Origin of the sequence: Nocardia cyriacigeorgica (assembly GCF_005863245.1) — a bacterium.
Taxonomy (GTDB): domain Bacteria; phylum Actinomycetota; class Actinomycetes; order Mycobacteriales; family Mycobacteriaceae; genus Nocardia; species Nocardia cyriacigeorgica_C.
The window spans coordinates 221462-240194 of the sequence record NZ_VBUT01000001.1 but is presented as its reverse complement, the minus strand read 5'-3'; the positions used below and the strand labels follow the sequence as shown (position 1 = coordinate 240194).

General features: G+C 67.9%; 17 protein-coding genes. 11 read left to right on the top strand and 6 right to left on the bottom strand.

Annotated features, from left to right (window positions below; genetic code table 11):
* Nucleotides 1–66: 66 nt before the first annotated feature.
* Nucleotides 67–1284, bottom strand: coding sequence for a DUF7373 family lipoprotein (locus tag FEK34_RS01170; RefSeq protein ID WP_138446017.1), 1218 nt, complete (start codon nt 1282–1284; stop codon nt 67–69).
* 11 nt (nt 1285–1295) lie between these two features.
* Nucleotides 1296–2513: a DUF7373 family lipoprotein gene (locus tag FEK34_RS01165; RefSeq protein ID WP_138446016.1), complete on the bottom strand. Its 1218-nt coding sequence runs from the start codon at nt 2511–2513 to the stop codon at nt 1296–1298.
* Nucleotides 2514–2682: 169 nt separating this feature from the next.
* On the opposite strand from FEK34_RS01165, the gene FEK34_RS01160 reads away from it, so the two are divergent.
* Nucleotides 2683–4002: an FHA domain-containing protein gene (locus tag FEK34_RS01160; RefSeq protein WP_138446015.1), complete on the top strand. Its 1320-nt coding sequence runs from the start codon at nt 2683–2685 to the stop codon at nt 4000–4002.
* A 3-nt stretch (nt 4003–4005) separates the two neighbouring features.
* Here FEK34_RS01160 and FEK34_RS01155 read toward each other — a convergent pair whose 3' ends face one another.
* On the bottom strand, nt 4006–5451 hold the full coding sequence (locus FEK34_RS01155) for a metallopeptidase (protein ID WP_138446014.1): 1446 nt from the start codon (nt 5449–5451) through the stop codon (nt 4006–4008).
* 108 nt (nt 5452–5559) lie between these two features.
* Here FEK34_RS01155 and FEK34_RS01150 point away from each other — a divergent pair, with 108 nt between their 5' ends.
* The 5 genes from FEK34_RS01150 (at nt 5560) to glmM (ending at nt 12369) form a co-directional block, all read left to right on the top strand.
* Nucleotides 5560–8100: an FHA domain-containing protein gene (locus tag FEK34_RS01150; protein WP_138446013.1), complete on the top strand. Its 2541-nt coding sequence runs from the start codon at nt 5560–5562 to the stop codon at nt 8098–8100.
* A 73-nt stretch (nt 8101–8173) separates the two neighbouring features.
* Nucleotides 8174–9688, top strand: coding sequence for a hypothetical protein (locus FEK34_RS30340; RefSeq protein ID WP_249358734.1), 1515 nt, complete (start codon nt 8174–8176; stop codon nt 9686–9688).
* A gap of 167 nt (nt 9689–9855) precedes the next feature.
* Complete coding sequence (rplM, locus tag FEK34_RS01140; protein WP_036533407.1) at nt 9856–10299, top strand: 50S ribosomal protein L13; 444 nt, start codon at nt 9856–9858, stop codon at nt 10297–10299.
* Nucleotides 10296–10811, top strand: coding sequence for a 30S ribosomal protein S9 (gene rpsI / locus FEK34_RS01135; protein ID WP_014349188.1), 516 nt, complete (start codon nt 10296–10298; stop codon nt 10809–10811). Before rplM ends, rpsI begins: the two co-directional genes overlap by 4 nt.
* Nucleotides 10812–10995: 184 nt before the next feature.
* A complete protein-coding gene (glmM, locus tag FEK34_RS01130) occupies nt 10996–12369 on the top strand; it encodes a phosphoglucosamine mutase (RefSeq protein ID WP_138446012.1) in 1374 nt (457 codons plus the stop codon).
* 22 nt (nt 12370–12391) lie between these two features.
* Here the strand turns inward: glmM and FEK34_RS01125 are convergent, their stop codons facing one another.
* Nucleotides 12392–12871: a hypothetical protein gene (locus tag FEK34_RS01125; protein ID WP_249358733.1), complete on the bottom strand. Its 480-nt coding sequence runs from the start codon at nt 12869–12871 to the stop codon at nt 12392–12394.
* A gap of 244 nt (nt 12872–13115) precedes the next feature.
* On the opposite strand from FEK34_RS01125, the gene FEK34_RS01120 reads away from it, so the two are divergent.
* From FEK34_RS01120 to FEK34_RS01100, 5 genes are all read left to right on the top strand, one after another.
* Nucleotides 13116–13592, top strand: a complete 477-nt coding sequence (locus tag FEK34_RS01120) for a hypothetical protein (RefSeq protein WP_138446011.1) — start codon at nt 13116–13118, stop codon at nt 13590–13592.
* Nucleotides 13589–13789, top strand: a complete 201-nt coding sequence (locus FEK34_RS01115; protein ID WP_138446010.1) for a DUF6186 family protein — start codon at nt 13589–13591, stop codon at nt 13787–13789. The genes FEK34_RS01120 and FEK34_RS01115 overlap by 4 nt, the downstream gene beginning before the upstream one ends.
* 414 nt (nt 13790–14203) lie before the next feature.
* Complete coding sequence (locus FEK34_RS01110; RefSeq protein ID WP_138446009.1) at nt 14204–15088, top strand: helix-turn-helix domain-containing protein; 885 nt, start codon at nt 14204–14206, stop codon at nt 15086–15088.
* Nucleotides 15085–15288, top strand: coding sequence for a DUF397 domain-containing protein (locus FEK34_RS01105; protein ID WP_138446008.1), 204 nt, complete (start codon nt 15085–15087; stop codon nt 15286–15288). The genes FEK34_RS01110 and FEK34_RS01105 overlap by 4 nt, the downstream gene beginning before the upstream one ends.
* A gap of 43 nt (nt 15289–15331) precedes the next feature.
* On the top strand, nt 15332–15538 hold the full coding sequence (locus FEK34_RS01100; protein ID WP_138446007.1) for a DUF397 domain-containing protein: 207 nt from the start codon (nt 15332–15334) through the stop codon (nt 15536–15538).
* A 77-nt stretch (nt 15539–15615) separates the two neighbouring features.
* Here FEK34_RS01100 and FEK34_RS30530 read toward each other — a convergent pair whose 3' ends face one another.
* Both FEK34_RS30530 and FEK34_RS01090 read right to left on the bottom strand, forming a co-directional pair.
* The gene (locus tag FEK34_RS30530; protein WP_249358732.1) at nt 15616–16887 is read right to left on the bottom strand and encodes an HNH endonuclease signature motif containing protein; all 1272 of its coding nucleotides are present in this window, start codon (nt 16885–16887) and stop codon (nt 15616–15618) included.
* Nucleotides 16888–17029: 142 nt separating this feature from the next.
* Nucleotides 17030–18715, bottom strand: coding sequence for a serine/threonine-protein kinase (locus tag FEK34_RS01090; RefSeq protein WP_138446006.1), 1686 nt, complete (start codon nt 18713–18715; stop codon nt 17030–17032).
* Between the last annotated feature and the right edge of the window lie 18 nt (nt 18716–18733).

The following is an 18733-nucleotide window of genomic DNA, read 5'->3' as shown; positions in this document are numbered from 1 at the left end:
GTCAGCCGGATAGTACTGCACCGGTGCGCCGCACGACCGGAATCTTGCCCGGTCGCCGGGCTGTTCTCATTGGTACTGGCTGGTGGCGAGCAGAGCGTATTGCGCTGCGGCTCGCTGTTTCACGTCGACCGGCTGGCCGCTCTGGACCTGGGCGGCGTAGCGGCCGTATCGGACGACGCAGACGTACTTGTGGTCGGGGTCCGACGGGCTGGCGTCCTCGGCGCAACGCGCCTCCGGCACGCCGGGCGGCGCATCGATCGGGTTCCAACGACTCGACTTCTGCCGGGTGTCGGCGAACTTCGCGGCCCCGTCGGCGTCGCGCGCACGCCACAGGTAGGTGTCGTCGGCGATGGCGACCCTGTCGATGCCGCTGTCTGCCATGGCCTTCTGCACATCCGTAGGCTCGCCCACCCAGTGCAGCAGGCCGCGCGGGGTGTGGGTGGCGACGCTGCCGACGCGAGGTGAGAAGAAGAAATCCTCCGAGGTCAGAATCCGCTGGAACATCGACTCCTGGTCGAAGGGGAGAGCGGCCACCTCACGCTTGGACAGCGCGGGCAATTGCTCGAGCAGCGGCACCTGGGCAGCGTAGGTCTTCTCGGCGAGCGCGGTGAGCGCATCCAGATCGGCGCTCGGCCACGAGAGCAGCAAGTTGATCACGTAGCTGCCGACGGCCATCGTCGAGCCGAGGGTGGGAATGCCCGGGCGCCAATGGGAATGGGCATCGCGGTAGGTCTTCAGTTCTACCGGCTTGTTCAGGTCGGGGGCCACTGCGAAATCGGTCTGGTCGAGCTCGCGGGCGGCGGCCTTGGCAGCTTTGTCGTCACGGAATTGCAGGACACCGATGGTGACCGCCGTTTCCCCTACCGATTTGTCGGGTTTCTTCGCACGGTCCGCGGAGGTGATGCCGAGGCCGAACAAGAATCCGTGCCGGTCCAGCACCGGCCCGTTGACGTCGGCCAGCAGATCGGTGGCCGATTCGGAATCGTCGAAGCCCGCGGCGCCGCGGTTGTACTTCAGCTTCGGGTCGATGTCGATGCCGTTGACGACGTTGTCCGACAGTCGCATGATCGCCAGCTGGATGCCGTCGAGCAGGGTGGGATTGTACTCCCAGCGCAGGTCGAGCGGTGTGGTCGGGTAGCTGCCGGTGGCGAAACCGCGGATGTCGGGCTCGCCGGGTATCGCGGTCCCCGGCACCGAGGAGCAACCCGCGAGTGCGGCGGTCACGGCCATGGCGAGCGCGGCATAGCGGGCCGACGATGACCGAAGGATGGATCGAATTCGCATGTGCCGCAGCCCTACTTCGAATTGGCCAGAATGGCGTACTGGGCGGATATCCGTTGCTGGGCGTCCAGCAATTGTTCGGCCGCCATGAACGCGTAATAGCGGTCGAAGGCGACATGGCAGTAGAACCGGATTGCGCCCTGGGCGGGGCCCTTGTACTCCGTGCAGGTGGCCTGAGGCAGCCCCTTCGGCGCCGGAGCGCTGCGGAACATCCGATTGAGCTGCGACGATTTGTCTTTGAGCTCTTGTGCGGATTCCGCATCGGCGGTCCGATACAGCTCGCCGGCGTCATGGGCCACCCGATCGACGCCCGCGTCGACGAGTTCCTGCTTACGCTCGACCGGGTCGGTCGGGAAATGCAGGGAACCGTGCAGGTCGTAGGTGCCCGGGACATTGACGAAGGAATCGCCCATCGGACGGGCAAGCGAGATCGACCGCATGCCGTCGGGGTCGATCGAGTTCCCCATCAGCTTGTCCGCCGGGGTCGGCTCGAACCCCTCCAGGCTGGCGCTCGTGGCGGTGATCGCCTTCTCGGCCAGCGCCGACAGGCCGGGCAGATCGGATTCGCCCAGCATCAGTGCCTCGGCGTTGTAGGCGATGGTGATGATCACGAACTCGTCCTGCGCCAGCCACGACGCCAGCGTCTGCTGGCTCGGCTGCCACCGCACATGAGCTGCGGGGACCTTGTCCAGCTTCACCGGTTCGACCGGGCCCTTGTCATCGCGAAGGAACCGGGCACGCGACAGTTTCGCCGCCGCGTCGGTGGCCGCGGCCGCATCGGCGAAGATGAGGACGTTGCTCGACAGCGTGGTCGCCAGGGCCGAAGCCTTGGTCGACTGCGCGGTGGCGGAGAACCCGGAGATGAACCCCTTCGCGTCGTCGGCGAAGTGCTCCTCGCTGATCCAGCGGTGGATCGGGCTCAGATGTGCCTCGCCCGGCAGCAGGAAGGTCCGGGTACCGGGGCCCTGGTATCCGAACCTCGGATCGATCTCGACCGGCAGCGGCATGATGTTGGCGAGCCGCTGCGCTTCGACGAGCCGGGGGACGTCTTTGTTCTTCGGCGCGCCGAGTTGGCGCGGCAGGGTCGGGTATCCGCCGACGTCGAGCTGCGCCAGGTCCACCGCGGGTGCGGCTGCTTCGGTGTCGGACCCGCAGCTCGTCGCGACAACGGCGCATGCCAGCAGCAGGCCGATGACGGCCCGGAACCGATGAGATCCTGCGTTGAACCGCACGCTCCCCCCTCACTCGAGTGTGTCAGGCGGATAGTACGGCACCGGTCCGACATCGAAGCGCTCCACTGGTGCTCGAACCGCGGGTAACAGGACCGGTGTTGTTCGCATTGCAATACTCTGGTCTGGTGGCGACGATCCAGCATTCCGATCCAGGGGAGGGCCGATACCGTTGAAGGATCGGCAGGTCGAGGTGGTCGCCGGCAATCACGCGGCGGCCCGGGTCGCGGGTGCGGTGGTGGTCGTGGCGCACCGGGATCGGGGTAGGCCCACCCAGGAATCGCCTGCGGTTCGAGCGCTGGAATCGCTGGCCGAGTTGGTGAGCGACGCGGCCGAGCAGCAGCCTTCCGGCCCAGGTGCGCTGGTGGCCCGCCATGCCACGCGCTGGTTGATGAAGGACGCCGAGCAGATCAGTCCCGGCCGCCCGATCGACTTCGGCATCTTGTCACCCGCCGAGAACGGTGGGGTGGCGATCTTCCTGCACGGCGCCGTCACCGCGGTGCTCGCCGGTGAGCAGGTCGAACGGTACCGGGGCAGCGACGCGGCATTCACCGTCGATCGGGTGGCGTCGGTGCCGTCGAAAGCGGTCGCGCTGTTCGTCGACGACAACGGCGGCCGAGTACCCGAGCTGCCCACCGAACGCGGAATCGGCTGGCTGGTGGAAGGTATCGCCCAGGCCGACGGGGTGATCGTCTGGTCCGACGAGGTGCGCGCCCACGCACCGCGCCGGGCCGGCGTCGAACACACCGAGGGTGGCTCTCATCGGCGATCGGCGCCGCCGCCACTGCCGACCGCACGCATCGACCAGGAGCGTTCGCCGGAACCCGTTGCGGCGCAACCGGCGCCGGTGGACCCGAACGTGACGCCCACGCAGGCCTCGACCTCGATGCTCGACATAAGCGACGGCGAGCAGCCACCGGAATCGGCCGAACAGCGCGCCAGCACCGACCCCTCACCACGGCCGGACCCGCAGTTGCAGCGTCGGCTGGAGGCCACCGCCCGCGCGACCACGCTCGCGGTCAAGGTGATGGGATTCAAATGTGCGCGGGCGCATCCCAGCGATCCGCGCTCGGCGTTCTGCACCGTCTGCGGCATGCCGGTCGACCAGACCCAGGCGTTGAGCGAGGTGGTGCGGCCCCCGCTCGGCATGCTGGTACTCGACGATGGGATGACGTTCATGCTCGCCGCCGACGCCGTCATCGGACGTGATCCGGAGCATTCCGAGCAGGCCCGCCGCGGTTTGATCCCGCTCAAGATCGAGGACAACTCCGGCGGAATGTCGCGTGCGCACGCCGAGATCGTGCTGGTCAATTGGGATGTGACGCTGGTGGACCGTGGCTCGACCAACGGCACCCGCACCCGGGTAGCCGGCTATCGCGACTGGGTGCGGCTGCCACCGAACCAGCCGATGGTGCTGCTGCCCGGTACCGAGATCATGATCGGCAACCGGGTGCTGCGCTTCGATCCCGCGGCGCCACCACCGTTCGGCTGACGGTCAGGAGTACCGCGACATGCAGGTGGTCTCGCCGTTGAGCACGCCGGCGCGGAAGGCGTCGACCCGGGCGAAACCACTCGGCACCGTCTGCCCCTTGATGTCACTGGCGGCGAGCCCGTCGGTGAGCAGCCCGGACACTGCTTCGTCCAGATCGCCTGCGGCCAGGGTGATATCGCCTTCCGATGGCGGCCTGCCGGGTTCGGCGAGCTTGCCGGTGACGACGCCGGACAGGCAAGCCGAGCGCAGGCCCGTCTTGGCGCCGACCAGCTGCTGCCCCTGCGCCCGCTGCACGGCCAGCGCGTAGCGGGCGATGAAGACGACGTAACCGTTGTAGTCGCCGGTCACCTTCACCGGCAGCGGATCGTCCGGATCGGTGTCGGAGGTGCCGCGTTCGGCCAGGCCGGGGATGTCGGTGGCGATGGTGTTGCTGGCGGGGCAGTAGCTCACCGGTTCGGTGGTAGCGCCGTTGGTGCAGTCGACCTGAGCGCCGTCGTAGCGGTAGGTGGGGTCGGTGTCGATCGGCAGGATCGCGGCCAGCGCCTTGCTCAGCTCGATCAGGTTCTCTTTGGTGATCGGGTATTCACCGCGGCCCGCGTCGCCTTCGAAGCTCTGCGGCAGATCACCACGGCGCCGCTCGATTTCGTCCATGTCGATGGCCTTGCAGCCCTTGGGGCCGTCGGTGAACCCGATCTGCACGGCGGTGACCCGCTCGAACGCCGAGCCGTGCACGCTGTCCGGATCGTCCGGGTCGGAGTCGCGGATGGCGACGGTCGCGGCGAGCACCGAATTCAGGCCGTCGGAGGTGTTGATGGTGAAGTGCTTGGACTTGCCTTCGGCGACATGGCGCATGAACGCGCCGGCGAAGCAGTCGGCCTGCTGTTCCTTGACGATGACCGGGTCTTTACGGTCGACGATCTTGGACATGGTCTGGATGGCGTGCCCGTACTCGTGCGCCAGCACCATGACCACCGACATCTTGCCGAAGGTTTCCTCCATGGTCGGCAGCAGCAGCGCGCGATCCCAGCCGATGGAGTTGTCGAGCCGGCAGTAGGCGGCATTGACCAGGCGGTAGGTGGTTTCGGTGCAGAACTCGACCGAATCGTTGCGGCCGGCCTTGGCGCTCCAGGAGACCAGCTTGTCGACCGGTTCGAACTCGCCCTCGAATTCCTTGGGATACTCCTCGGCCCAGTAGGCCTGGATGTCCTCGACGGCATTGAGGGCGAGGGTGTCGACCTCGCCGCCGTCACCATTGCGCGCGGTGAGCTCGCTGTCGGGGACGTCGGGGCGCGGGCCGCTCGGGCCGCTGGTGGTGGGCAGGCCCGCCACCTTGAATGGGTCGTCGTAGATCGAGACGGCCCGCCCGTCCACGGATCGGGTGCATCCCACCAGCACGGTGACCGCGCACAGCACGGCGATGATGACGGCGGTCGCACGACGTTGCCGCATCGGTTCCTCCCCCTCGTCGGCCGGTCGGTCGGTGTTTCGGTGGCCGGAACGGGGCATGGCGCATCGGGGGCACCGCCGATGTCCGGGTGATGGAATAGTATCCGCTGCATGTCTTCACCGGGGGCGCAGACCATCACCGTGCGCCATGATGGAACCGAACGAATTTTCGATTCGAGCCAGCAGGTCACGATGGGCCGCGCGCCGGAAGTGACCCTGTTCGTCGACAGTCCGCTGGTCTCACGGGTACACGCGATCCTGGCCTGGCAGGGGGGTGCCTGGGTGCTGCGCGACAACGGCAGCACCAACGGTGTGTTCGTCGACGCGGCCCGGCTGAGCCGCCCGGTGTCCATTGATCGGCCCATGCAGGTGCGGCTCGGTGACGCGATCACCGGGCCGCTGTTGCATCTGCTGCCCGCCGCGCCGCAAGCGCGGCCGCCGCAGCATCAATCGCAGCCGCAGCATCCGGTGCCACCGCCGCGCCAGGGGTTGCGTCCGCCGCCCGCGCCGCCGCAGCGTCCGCATTCGGGACCGCAGTCCGGGGCGAGCCGGATCGCCGGATTCCACACTGCGCCACCGCCCGCTCAGCCTGCCGCGCCGAACGTCAATATCAACATGACGACCAAGGCCGACACCTCGTCGCTGCCCCCGGTGCGGGCCAGGCCGTCGACCTCGCCGATCGCGCGCGCGGACCGGCTGCCCGCCGGTGGCCTGGCCATCGGTCGTACCGCCGACAACCAGATCGTGGTCAACGATCCGCTGGCCTCGCGCAGACATGCCCGGCTGGTCGCCGGATCCGAGGGCCTGACCATCGAGGATCTCGGCTCGGCCAACGGCACCTTCGTCAACGGTGTCCGGCAGCAGCGCACGGTGCTGCGTGAGCGCGACATCATCACCATCGGCAATGTCGACTTCGTGGTCCAGCAGGGCACGCTGGTGCACCGGCAGCGTCCGGTCGCCGAACAGGGCCTGCACGTGCACGGGGTCGGGTTCACCGTCGAGGGCAACAAGCAGCTGCTCGTCGACGTCAACCTGCAGGCCGGGCGCGGCACGCTCACCGCGTTGATCGGCCCGTCGGGTGCGGGTAAGTCGACGCTGTCGAAGCTGATCGCGGGCAATACCCAGCCCTCGGGCGGTGTGGTCACCTTCGAGGGCCGCAATCTGCACGCCGAATACGAAGCGCTGCGGTCCCGTATCGGCATGGTCCCGCAGGACGATGTGCTGCACCGTCAGCTCACCGTGCGCCAGGCGCTCGGCTTCGCCGCCGAGCTGCGGCTGCCGCCCGACACCTCGAGCGCCGACCGGCAGCAGGTCATCGACGGTGTGCTGAAAGAACTTTCGCTCACCGAGCACGCCGATACCAGGGTGGATCGGCTCTCGGGTGGTCAGCGCAAACGTGCGTCGGTGGCGCTGGAGCTGCTGACCGGTCCGTCGCTGCTGATCCTGGACGAGCCGACCTCCGGTCTGGACCCGGCGCTGGACCGGCAGGTCATGGTGATGCTGCGCGAGCTGGCCGACGCCGGCCGCGTCGTCATCGTGGTCACCCACTCGGTGGCCTGCCTGGACATGTGCGATCAGGTCGTGCTGCTGGCGCCCGGCGGTAAGACCGCCTATGCGGGCAACCCGGCCGGTGTCGGCAGCGCGCTCGGGACCAGCGACTGGGCCGAGATCTTCGCCAATGTCGCGGCCAACCCGGATCAGGCGTTCGCGGCGTACCGGTCGCGGCAGGCGTTCATACCGCCGCCGCCTCCGCCCGCGCCGATGCGGCACGGCGCGATGGGCAGTCCGCCGCAATCGAGCGGGTGGCGGCAGTTCTCCACCCTGGTACGGCGACAGGTTCGATTGATCCTGGCCGACCGCGGCTATCTCGCGTTCCTGGTGATCCTGCCGTTCGTGCTCGGCGTGCTGACGCTGGTCGTCCCGGGCGAGAACGGATTCGCGCCCGGCCCGCAGGTGCCGGTGCCCGGGCCGAACGGCGAGCAGATCTTCGTCCACCAGGGCGGCGGCGAAACCCAGCAGCTGCTGGTGGTGCTGGTGCTCGGCGCCTGCTTCATGGGCTCGACACTGACCGTGCGTGACCTCGTCGGCGAGCGGACCATCTTCTTCCGGGAGCGCGCCGTCGGGCTGCTGCCCTCGGCCTACGCCATGGCCAAGATCGTGGTCTTCAGTGTCGCCGCACTGTTGCAGTCGGCGGTGCTCATCGGGATCGCGTTGGCGGGTAAGAATCCGCCGGGTGCGGGAGCGTTGATACCGTCCGGCAGCCTCGAGCTGTACATCGGCGTCGCGTTCACCGCGGTGTCGTGTGTGGTCGTCGGCCTGGCCCTGTCGACGCTGGCCAAATCCAACGAACAGGTCATGCCGCTGCTGGTGGTGACGATCATGGTGCAGCTGGTGATGGCCGGCGGCATGATCCCGGTGACCGACCGCGTGGTGCTCGAGCAGATCTCCTGGCTGTTCCCCTCGCGCTGGGGGTACGCGGCCGCGGCGTCCACCGTCGACATCCGGACGCTGTTCGCCAACGCCCAGCCCGACAAGCTGTGGGAGCACAGCGCGGGCATCTGGTTGCTCGATATCGCCATGCTCCTGGTGGTGACCGCGGTCCTGTCGGTGATCACCTGGCACCGCCTACGACTGAAGAAGTCCGCGTCATGAGCGGGTGTGTCGTCGCCGGTAGCGGCCGGTCTGCCGCCGCGCCGAGCGTGTCGCGCGCACAGCAGGCACACTGATGCCTGTGACGGTGCGAGTAGGGGCAATACATCTCGGGTGGGATGTGGTGTCCGTGGCCGCAGGCGGTGGGGGCACCCCGATCCGCCCGGTCCAGGTCGAGGGAAGCTACACCACTCCCGCATATCTGCTGGCGGACGCCTCCGGCAGGCTGCATACGGCAGGGTTGGACCGGCAGCGGCCCGATCTCGGCATGGCCATCGCCGACGTGCGCGACATCCTCGGGCATCCGCAGATCGTCATCGCCGGCGCTACCTGGCCCGCCGAGCTGGTGTTCCGGGCGCGGCTCTACAACCCGCTGGCCGCGGTCGGCAAATATCTGCGCGGAAAACCCGACGTGATCGCGCTGCCGTACCCGGACGGCTGGCCGGACGAGAAGGTCGACACCTACTGCGAGCTGGTCGAGCAGCTCGACGTCACGGTCGAGCCGCTGCCGGAGTCGGTCGCGCTGTCGGGGTATGTGCGCGCGCTCGGGCTGGTCCGCCCGCCCGACCGGATGAATCCCCGCGGTGTCGGCGCCACCGGCGTGTACTCCGACGGGCGCACCATGCTGGTGGTCGCGGTGCACGCCGACGACGAACAGCCCACCGAATCGGTCGACGTCGCCATCCCGCCCGAGGCCACTCGCGACGCCCGCTCCGCCGACGACGCCGTCATCGAGGTGATGGCGGCCGCGCGCGCGATCGGCGCCGACACCTCGACGGTGCTGCTGGCCGGAAACGTCTGTTTCAACGATCCGATCCGGCTGGCCTTCCAAAACCACCTCGGCCAGCGCCTGCACAGCGCCGACCACCCCATGCACGCGTTGGTGCTCGGCGCCGCGCATCTGGTGCTGAGTGAGAGCGACGGGGACGAACCGGAGCCCGCCAGGCAGGCCCAGCCCGCGCCGCCCTCGCGCGCGGTGCCGCCGCAGCATCCGCAGGCTGCCCGCCCGCCGCAGCAGCCGGTGCGCCAGCAGCCGCCGCAGCGTCCGCCGATGCAGCAGGGGCCGACGACGCCGCCGACCTCCTCGATGCGCGATCGGCCACCGATGACCGGTGGTCGTCACAGCGCCTCGCCGGGGCCCGAGGCAGCCGCGAGCCGGTTCACGCGTCCGCCGGAGGCCGGCGGCGGGTCCGCCTCCTACGCGCAGCACGCCCAGGATCGGCCGGGCGCCGCGCACAGCCGAAGTCACGCCGATGACCACGACGGCCACCCCGACCGCAAGGGCAAGGTGTGGGACAAAATGAAGGGAAACCTGTTCGGAGCCCAGGCGGCGGCCGGTGCGGTCGCGCTCGTGGCCTTCGCGATGTCGTCCGAGGCGGGGGCGGCCGAGCTCGCCACAGCCGCCGGCGCCGGCACGGCCCCGGTGGCCTGCTCACTCACCCCGGAAGCGATCCTGGAACCGCCGTCGGGCATCGCCTCGGTGCGCGGCACCCTGCCGGGCGAATGCGAGCAACCGGGCGTCAACACCCTGCGCTACCTGGTACCCGGACCGCCCGGAGCGGCCGACTTCGGGCCACCGCTCGAGATCTGAACCACCGCGGCGACCGCCCGCACGCTCCGGTTTCGCCGCACCCATACCCGACTGGTATCGTGGCCAGCTGGTGTGTGGCATGCCGAGGCCCGGGTCTCAACCGGCCGCCGGGAACAACCTCGACCACACACCGGGCCGGCAGCACCGACGACAGACAGGGAAGCACTGTGCCTACGTACAGCCCGAAGGCTGGTGACGTGACCCGCAAGTGGTACGTCATCGACGCCACTGACGTAGTGCTCGGCCGTCTTGCCGTTCAGGCAGCGAATCTGCTGCGTGGCAAGCACAAGCCGACCTACGCTCCGCACGTCGATGGTGGCGATTTCGTCATCATCATCAACGCTGACAAGGTTGCCATCAGCGGCAACAAGAAGCAGGACAAGCTCATCCACCACCACTCCGGGCACCCGGGCGGCCTCAAGTCGCGCACTGTCGGTCAGGTGCTGGAGTCGCGGCCCGATCGTCTCGTGGAGAAGGCCGTCAAGGGCATGATCCCGAAGAACAAGCTCGGTAACGCGATCGCGGGCAAGCTGAAGGTCTACGCGGGCCCGAACCACCCGCACGCCGCCCAGCAGCCCGTTCCGTTCGAGATCAAGCAGGTGGCCCAGTGACCGCTCCCGAGGAATTCAACGAGGAATACACCGTCGAGGACACCACCGTCGAGGTGGTCGAGGACGGCGCCGGTTACGAAGAGGCCGGTTACGACTCCGAGGCGACCTACAGCCCGGTCGTCATCGACCGTCCGGTGCAGACCGTCGGCCGCCGCAAGGAAGCCGTCGTCCGCGTCCGGCTGCTGCCGGGCACCGGTAACTTCGTGCTCAACGGCCGCACCATCGAGGACTACTTCCCGAACAAGGTGCACCAGCAGCTGGTGAAGTCCCCGCTGGTCACCGTCGAGCGCACCGAGAGCTTCGACGTGCACGCTCGCCTGGTCGGCGGCGGCCCGTCGGGTCAGGCCGGTGCGCTGCGCCTGGCCATCGCCCGTGCGCTGATCGAGGTCACCCCCGAGGATCGTCCCGCCCTGAAGCGGGCCGGCTTCCTGACTCGTGACCCGCGTGCCACCGAGCGTAAGAAGTACGGTCTGAAGAAGGCCCGTAAGGCGCCTCAGTACTCGAAGCGCTGATTTTCGCATCGTCGACTGTCCGCTTCCGGCACCGTGCTGGTGCCGGAAGCGGTACGGTCGGCGCGGCACCTGTACGAGAGCAGGCTTCCAGCATCGCTGGGCGCCTGCTCTCGTGCTGTATGGAAGTGCGGCGTTCGTGGGGCGGGCGCGGACGCGGCAGGATGCATCGATCGAGGGACGAGGTATGGGACGTCTGTTCGGCACCGATGGGGTTCGCGGACTGGCCAACGAGTCGCTGACTCCGGAATTGGCGTTGCGGGTATCCGGCGCGGCGGCACAGATTCTGAGTCGCGGCAAGAAGCGCGCGCTGGCCGTCGTCGGGCGTGATCCGCGGGCCAGCGGAGAGATGCTGGAAGCAGCCGTCACCGCGGGGCTCACCGCCGCCGGGGTCGATGTGCTGTCGGTCGGCGTGCTGCCGACGCCCGCCGTCGCCTACCTCACCGGCCTCTACGACGCGTGCCTCGGCGTGATGATCTCCGCCTCGCACAATCCCATGCCCGACAACGGGATCAAGATCTTCGCCGCCGGTGGTCGCAAACTCGACGACGCGATCGAGGACCGCATCGAGGCCCTGATGGACGAGCCTCCGGTGCGGCCGACCGGCGCCGGGATCGGCCGGGTGCTCGGCTCGACCGGCGTGCGCGATCACGGGTTCGCCATCCCCGACCAGTACAGCGTCGCCGGAACGCATGAGCGTTACGTCGAGCATCTGGTGGAGGCCACCGGGCAGGAACTCAACGGCCTGACCGTGGTGGTCGACTGCGCGCACGGTGCCGCCTCCGAGGTGGGTCCGGCCGCGTACCGGGAGGCCGGCGCGAACGTCATCGCGATCAACGCCGACCCCGACGGTCTCAATATCAACGACGGCTGCGGCTCCACCCACCTCGACCAGGTGCGGCGCGCGGTCCGCGAACACGGCGCAGATCTGGGCCTGGCGCATGACGGTGACGCCGACCGCTGCCTGGCCGTCGACGCCGCGGGCAACGTAGTCGACGGTGACGCCATCCTCGCGATCCTCGCCCTTGCCATGCGCGATGCCGGCGAGCTCGCCGAGAACACCCTGGTCGCGACCGTGATGAGCAACCTCGGCCTGCACATCGCCATGCGCGAGGCCGGAATCACCGTGCGCACCACCGCCGTCGGCGACCGCTACGTGCTGGAAGAGTTGCGCCGCGGCCACTTCACCCTCGGCGGCGAACAGTCCGGCCACGTGGTTCTGCCGGCCCACGGCACCACCGGCGACGGCATCCTCACCGGTCTCAAGCTCATGGCCCGTATGGCCGCCACCGGGCGCACCCTGGCGGATCTGGCGTCGGTGTTGCAGACCGTGCCGCAGATTCTGGTGAACGTGCCGGTCAGCGACAAGGCGGCCGTGATGGCGGCTTCCGACGTCCTCGATGCCGTCGCCGAAGCCGAGCGTTCCCTCGCCGACTCCGGGCGAGTCCTGTTGCGCCCCAGCGGAACCGAGCAGCTCATCCGGGTCATGGTCGAAGCCACCGACCTGGCCCGCGCCGAGCAGCTGGCCGAGGACCTCGCCAAACGAGTCGCCGCGGTCTGAGGGTTCCGGCCGGCCGGGTTCGTCAGAACTGGCCGGCCAGGAACCCGGTGAACAGCACCAGAAAGCCGCCGATCTCGCCGGCGATGAGCGCGAACATGGTCAGCCGCAGGCTCAGGTCGATATCGCCGCGGAACTGGTTGGTGGTGTCGCGCCGGTACCCGTGCCAGGCGTAGGTGGCGATGGCGCCGGCGAAGAACGCGAGCACGACCGCGTCCGCCGCCAGATTCACCGCCGTCGGCCACGCGCTGAGCTCGGTGAATACGGCCAGGACCAGGCCGGCGAAGGCATACATGAGCGCCGCACGGTGCGCGATGTCGACGTAGATGTGCGCGGCGCCGTCGGGTGAGGTGCGGATGCCGTGGTACTTCCAGGTGCCGAGGGCCAGCGCCGACAGGAAGATCAGCCCGGTGGCGAGAAGCGTCAGGCGCGTGTCGAGCCCCAGCGCGAACTCCGCCTCGGCGCCGTGCGCCAGGACCAGCTGCAAACCTTCGGTACTACTCACGTCCTCAAACTAGCGGTCGGTGGCGCGGACGGACTGCTCACGTGCCGCCGGCGAGGGCGGGACCTGATCTTGCATGCTGGGCTGGTGCCCGAACGCGCGGTTCCACGACTGCCGGCCAATGGCGTGGATCCGTCCGGGCTCCACCACAGCCCGGAGCCCGGCGGTGCCGACCTCCGGGCCTTCGAGCCGGACCAAGGTCTCCAACCCGGGTCTGAAGTCGGTTGCCCGGCCGTATCCTGCGGTTATGGCCACTGAGCCGCCACTCGCCGCAGACCCGGGCATCAGGCGCGGTCGTGCACTGCCGCTGGCCTGCCTGATCGGGCTCGCCCTCGTCGGGACGCTCACGCCACCGTTCCACTGGGCCTCGACCGCACTGGTCGTCGCCGTCGGCCTCCTGGCGACAGCGCTGGCGGTCTGTCCTGCCCGCTTCCTTCCGTGGGCTCGTCCGCGCCGTAGCGCCGGCGCTCGGCCCGGTGAGGCGTCGCGCGGTGCCTCTACACCTGCGGCGCTCCGCAGGGGAGTGCTCGTCTGGTGCACCCTGCTCGTCGCGCTGCTCGCCTGGCAGGGCTACGCCTATCTGCGGCAACCGGACCGGTCCATCGCCCACTACGACTACCCGACGCTGTCGACCTTGCTCGATCCGCTACTCGAGCACGGCCCGACACGATTCGCGGGCTGGCTGGCCTGGCTCGCGGCCGGCTGGTGGCTGGTGCGGCGATGAGCGAAAGAGACATCCTCATCACGGGTTTCGCGATCCTGCTCGGTATCGCGCTCATCCTGACGCTCGTCGCCCACGTCCGCCGCGACACCCTCGCCCCGCTGGGCACCGTCGTCGCTCTGGCCCTCCGCACACGAACCGCGCGCCTGATCACGCTCCCCGTGTGGCTCTGGCTCGGTTGGCATTTCCTGGCGCGGTGAGCACCACGTGGTGGTTCCGCGAGGAGCTGGACAACGGGAACAGCTTTCGACGATGGTGTGCGGGTACTGGGTGAACAGGAAGACGATTCCTTCTTCTGACTGCGCGTCTCGCGGTGCCGGATTCGGTCGGCGGATTCCATTGCAAGTCTTCGCTACATGCGACCTCCTTCGTGTAGAACTCCGATCAGTCTCTGGGATAAGGGCTTTCATCGGTCACCGTTGCTGCTACATTGAGTTCGGATTCTTCGGGGGCGGCATCGGCACGCATCAGCGAACCATCTGTCCCGGGGCTATGCGATGGATGTGCGGCCGAGCGGCTTCGATCGCGTAAAGGCCCAGCATTTGTCCCGCGGCAGTGCCCATGCTCTACCCGTTTTGCGGGTCGACTGGCCCGCCCTCGATGGGGAGGACTCCATGCAGGACACCGGATCCAATGTGCCGCGACGACGGCTCGGGCATTACTTGATGGACTGGCGAACGCGCGCCGGGCTGAGCCTGCGGCAGGCGGCTGAGCTACTCGGGATCGGACAGACCACTCTGTACCGGTTGGAACACGGACAGAACGACAAGGTCAACATCGGCCACGTCGAGGCAGCGTGTGAGCTCTACGGGGTTCCAGAAGGCCTAGTCGCCGCATTCACCGGGCTCGGCAAGCAGAAGAACGTGAAGAGCTGGTGGCATGAGTTCGGCGATCTGATCCCGAGGGATTTCGACGTGTATTTCGGGCTGGAGTCTGCGGCAACCAAGATCACTACCTTTCAGCCCGAGCTGGTACCAGGACTGTTTCAGACCGCTGACTACGTGCGTGCTTTGAACGTGGTGGCCATGCCGAACGCCAGCGACCAGCTACAGGATGCCTGGGTACAGCTGAAGCTGAAACGTCAGCACATCGTCACGCGGAAGCGCCAGCCGGTCACTGTGAATGCTGTCATCGGCGAGAGTGCGTTGCGCAGGATAAACGGCAGCCCGAGAGTGATGGCAATGCAACTGAAGAAGCTTGCCGACATGTCGACGCTTCCGAACGTAGAGCTGCTCGTGTTGCCGTTCAGCGCGGGGTTTCCTGCCGGGATGTCAGTCGGCCCGTGCGTGATTCTGGATTTCGGCACAAGTGCGGTAAACAAGCCCGTCGAGCCATCCGTCGTCTTCATCGAAGGAAGTACGGTGGGCAATCTGTATCTGGAGAAGCCTGCGGACGTCGCGTGTTACCGTCAAACGTACGACCGCATCCGTGCGCGATCGCTGGATGCAGTGACCAGCAGGGGCCTGCTACGGCAGGTAGCGAAGGAGTACTTGGCATGACATCCGATCCAACATCTGCCGAGTGGTTCAAAAGCAGTTACAGCCAGGGCACGGGCGAGTGCGTAGAAGTCGCCTTCCTCGCCAACAACCGGGTAGCCGTTCGCGACTCCAAGAACCCGGCAGGCGGCGTTCTCTCCTTCGCCCCGAGCGATTGGCAAGCCTTCACCGCCGGAGTCGCCAACGGTCGCTGGATGCGGTGAGCAGCAGGAACCTGCTACGGCAGGTAGCGAAGGAGTATCTGGCGTGACTGTCGATTCAGCCTCGACCAAGTGGTTCAAGAGCTCCCACAGCCAGGGCGACGGCGAGTGCGTCGAAGTCGCCTTCCTCGCGAACAACCAGGTCGGCGTCCGCGATTCCAAGAACCCCGCAGGCGGCGCGCTCACCTTCGCCCCGAGCGTATGGCACGCCTTCACCGCTGAGATCGCCGACGGCAGGTTCGATCGCAGCTGAGCGCTGACGCGTCGACGTGAGTCCCGAGTCTTGAACGCGGGACTCACGTTGCGCCCTTCGCGCTCATACGTGCGTGACTACGTAGCTGCGTGATGCCGGGTCGAGGTCGTGTCCACTCGGCTGTGAGCGTCGGCGCTACGCATGCGGCGCCATCGGTGATGTCGTTCGCGAGCGCGTTCGTTGCGGTGGTCGATGCGCGTGAGTACCTCGACGAGGAGCTCCCGGGCGTGGTGGCGGTGGTTGACCCGGGGGACGCGGCGTGGATCGATATGGGGCGGCGCGATCCACGCCGTGCGTCCGGCGTAGGGCGAGTCCGGGCCTTGGACCACCGTTGCCCAGCCACCGGGTCCGTCGTGGATCAATGCATGGCAGGAATCGCATGCGAGGGTGAGGTTTTCGATGTCGGTAATGCCATTCCTGCGGTAGTCGCGAACATGGTGCACCGCGCACAGGCTGGCCGGGGCGTCGCAGCCCGGCCGGGAGCAGCCCTTCAACGCGGCGATCAAGGCCAGCCGCTGTTCTCTGGAGGCAAGGCGCTTCATCCGGCCCAGATGCAGCGGTAACCCGGCGTGGTCGAATACCGCCAGCCACGGCTGTGATCGCTCGGCCAAGGCGAGCGCGTCGCGCATGGGGACGGTGCCGCCGGTCGCGGTAGTCGCCACGCCGGCGCCGCGTTCGACGTCGTCGATGCTCATGGTGAGAATGGTCGCGACCGGAACCCCGCGGTGGGCGCCCAGCCGCTCCGCGATCACCCCGGATTGCAGAATCGCTTTGAGTGCGTCGTGATTACGCTGCGCGGGTGTTCGGTGGTCGCGCGCGGCCGCCTCGGCCAGCAGCTCGTGCTCTGCGGACGTGTTGTCGGGAGCGCGCCATGCTGGTCGGCTCGCGTGGCCGATCAGGGTGTCGGTGGCGGCGTCTCTCTGACCGGCAAGGCTGCCTCCCGAACCGGCCGGCCGGGCGGCGGTTCTGTGCTCGTGAATCGCTGCCCCGGCAAGCAAGGCATGCTCTGTGAGCGTGGTGCCCGAGACGGGCTCCACTGGCGGATCCGCCTGGCCAACCACGGAATTGGTGGATAAGTCGTCGAGGTTGTCAGGGTCGATCGCCGGGCCGATTGTCTTGGCCGTCGTGTGGGCGGTGCCTGCTGCTGGATCGGTATGCGTGCTTGCCTGGGCGGTATTGTCGCTGATCGGCTTGGCGGCGGTCTGGTGGAGGCGGATGGCCGCATCAGCCCCCGTGGTCTGGCCCATGGGTTCGGGGTCCGAGATCGGTTCCGCTGCCGGCATCGCGTGGCCGACCACGGAATCAGGGAATACGCCAGGAAGGCTGTCGAGGTCGATACCCGGACGCATCGTCTTGGCCGTCGTGCTGGCGGTGCCTGCTGCTCGAACGGTAGGCGTGCTCGTCCCCGAAGTATCGTCGCCGACCGGTCTGGTGGCGGTGGCTGTCGGTCCTGCGGAGTCGCCTATCGGACTGGCGGGCCCGCTTACCGCACTACCTGAGGCGTCTACCGGACCGGCTCCGGCGCCTTTCGGTCGACGGGTCATTGCTTGCGCCGAGGCCATAGGAGTAGATCAGCAGGTTCGCGCGCTTCGGGTCGTTCGGGAAGATCGTCGCGATTCGCGGAGAAGAAGTGGGTTCGGAGCCCGCCTTGACGTTGGAGTACTGTCTGCCGTTGTTGTTGAGGTCTTGTTCGACGGGGCTCGCCCCGAGGCCCTGGATGACTTGCTGTACCTCGGAGGCCGACTTGTATCGGAAGACTCGCATCTGCGGCCAGCGGATGATGTCTTCCGGGATCATGTAGCTGCCGGCGTAGTAGCAATCCCAGTAGGCGGTCGGCTTACCCATGTCCGGGGCGGCGCCGTGAATGAAGGTCCAGTGGAGCCTGCTGCGGTCGTTCATCACGGTGGCGCTGCAACCCATGTCGCCGAAACCACGGCCCTGCGCCCAGGTCTGTCCCGCCGGAACCTCACCTGGTGGGAGCATGTTCGGGAAGGCCAGTCGCATTTCCTCGATATCACGTTGGGGCGGAGTGGTATCGCGGTTGGCGATCGCCACCCACGTTCCGATGCCGGCGACAACAGCGATGACGAGCATCATGCTGAGACCGATCCACAAGCCGACGTATGAACGGCGGCGTGGGGGCATCGGGGGATAGGCGAACGGACGCGGTGGGATCGGACTCTGCTGCGGTGGATGGCCGTGGATGTGCTGCGGGAAGCTCGCAGGCCCCGGGCCGACGGCCGGCGCACCGGCCATCGGAGGCGCCGCGATATGCGGGGCGGATCCCGGTGCCACCGACGCATGTGGTGCCGATGAATGCGATATATGCGGTGCAGATCGATGCGGGCCGTCACCGGCCAACGCGCGCCGCGCCGCCTCCGCGAACTCCGAACACGAGGCGAACCGGTCGGCCGGACGTTTCGCCATCGCACGGGCCAACACGACGTCGAGGGCCGGGGGAAGTCCGGCACGAGCCGTCGACACCGGCGGCGGTTGCCGTTGCAGATGGCCCTGGATGACCGTGGCCGGATGCGTGGATTCGTAAGGTGCGGAACCAGTCAGCAGCCAGTGCAGCGTGCATGCCAGCGAGTACTGATCGGACCGGCCGTCCATGTCCGCGCCGGTGAGCTGTTCCGGCGACGCGTACGCGAGAGTGGCTGTGAACGTGCCGGTTTGGGTGAGCCGGTTGGCTTCGCCGGCGATGCGGGCGATCCCGAAATCGGTGAGGAACACCCGTTCCTGGCCGTTGCCGCCGTTGGCGAGGAGGATGTTCGCGGGTTTGACGTCGCGGTGCAGCACTCCTCTGCTGTGCGCGAAGTCGAGTGCCTTGGCGGTTTCGGCGATGATCTGGACGGCACGCGTCGGGGGTAGCGTGCGCGGGTCGACGGTCGCGGCATCGACGCCGTCGACGTAATGCATCGAGATCCACAGCCTGCCGTCGTCGGCGCCGCGGTCGTAGACGGTGACGATATTGGGGTGGTCGAGCTGCGCGACCAGGTCGGCTTCGCGTTCGAACCGGGCCCGGAGTTCCTTGTCGGAGAACAGTTCCTCGTTCAGCAGCTTGAGTGCGATCCGGCGCGGCAGACGCGGGTGCCGCGCCAGAAAGACAGCGCCCATCCCGCCCCGGCCCAGTTGCCGGTCGATCGTGTAGCCGGCGAAGACATCACCCTCACGCATCCAGCTCGCCTTCCCCCG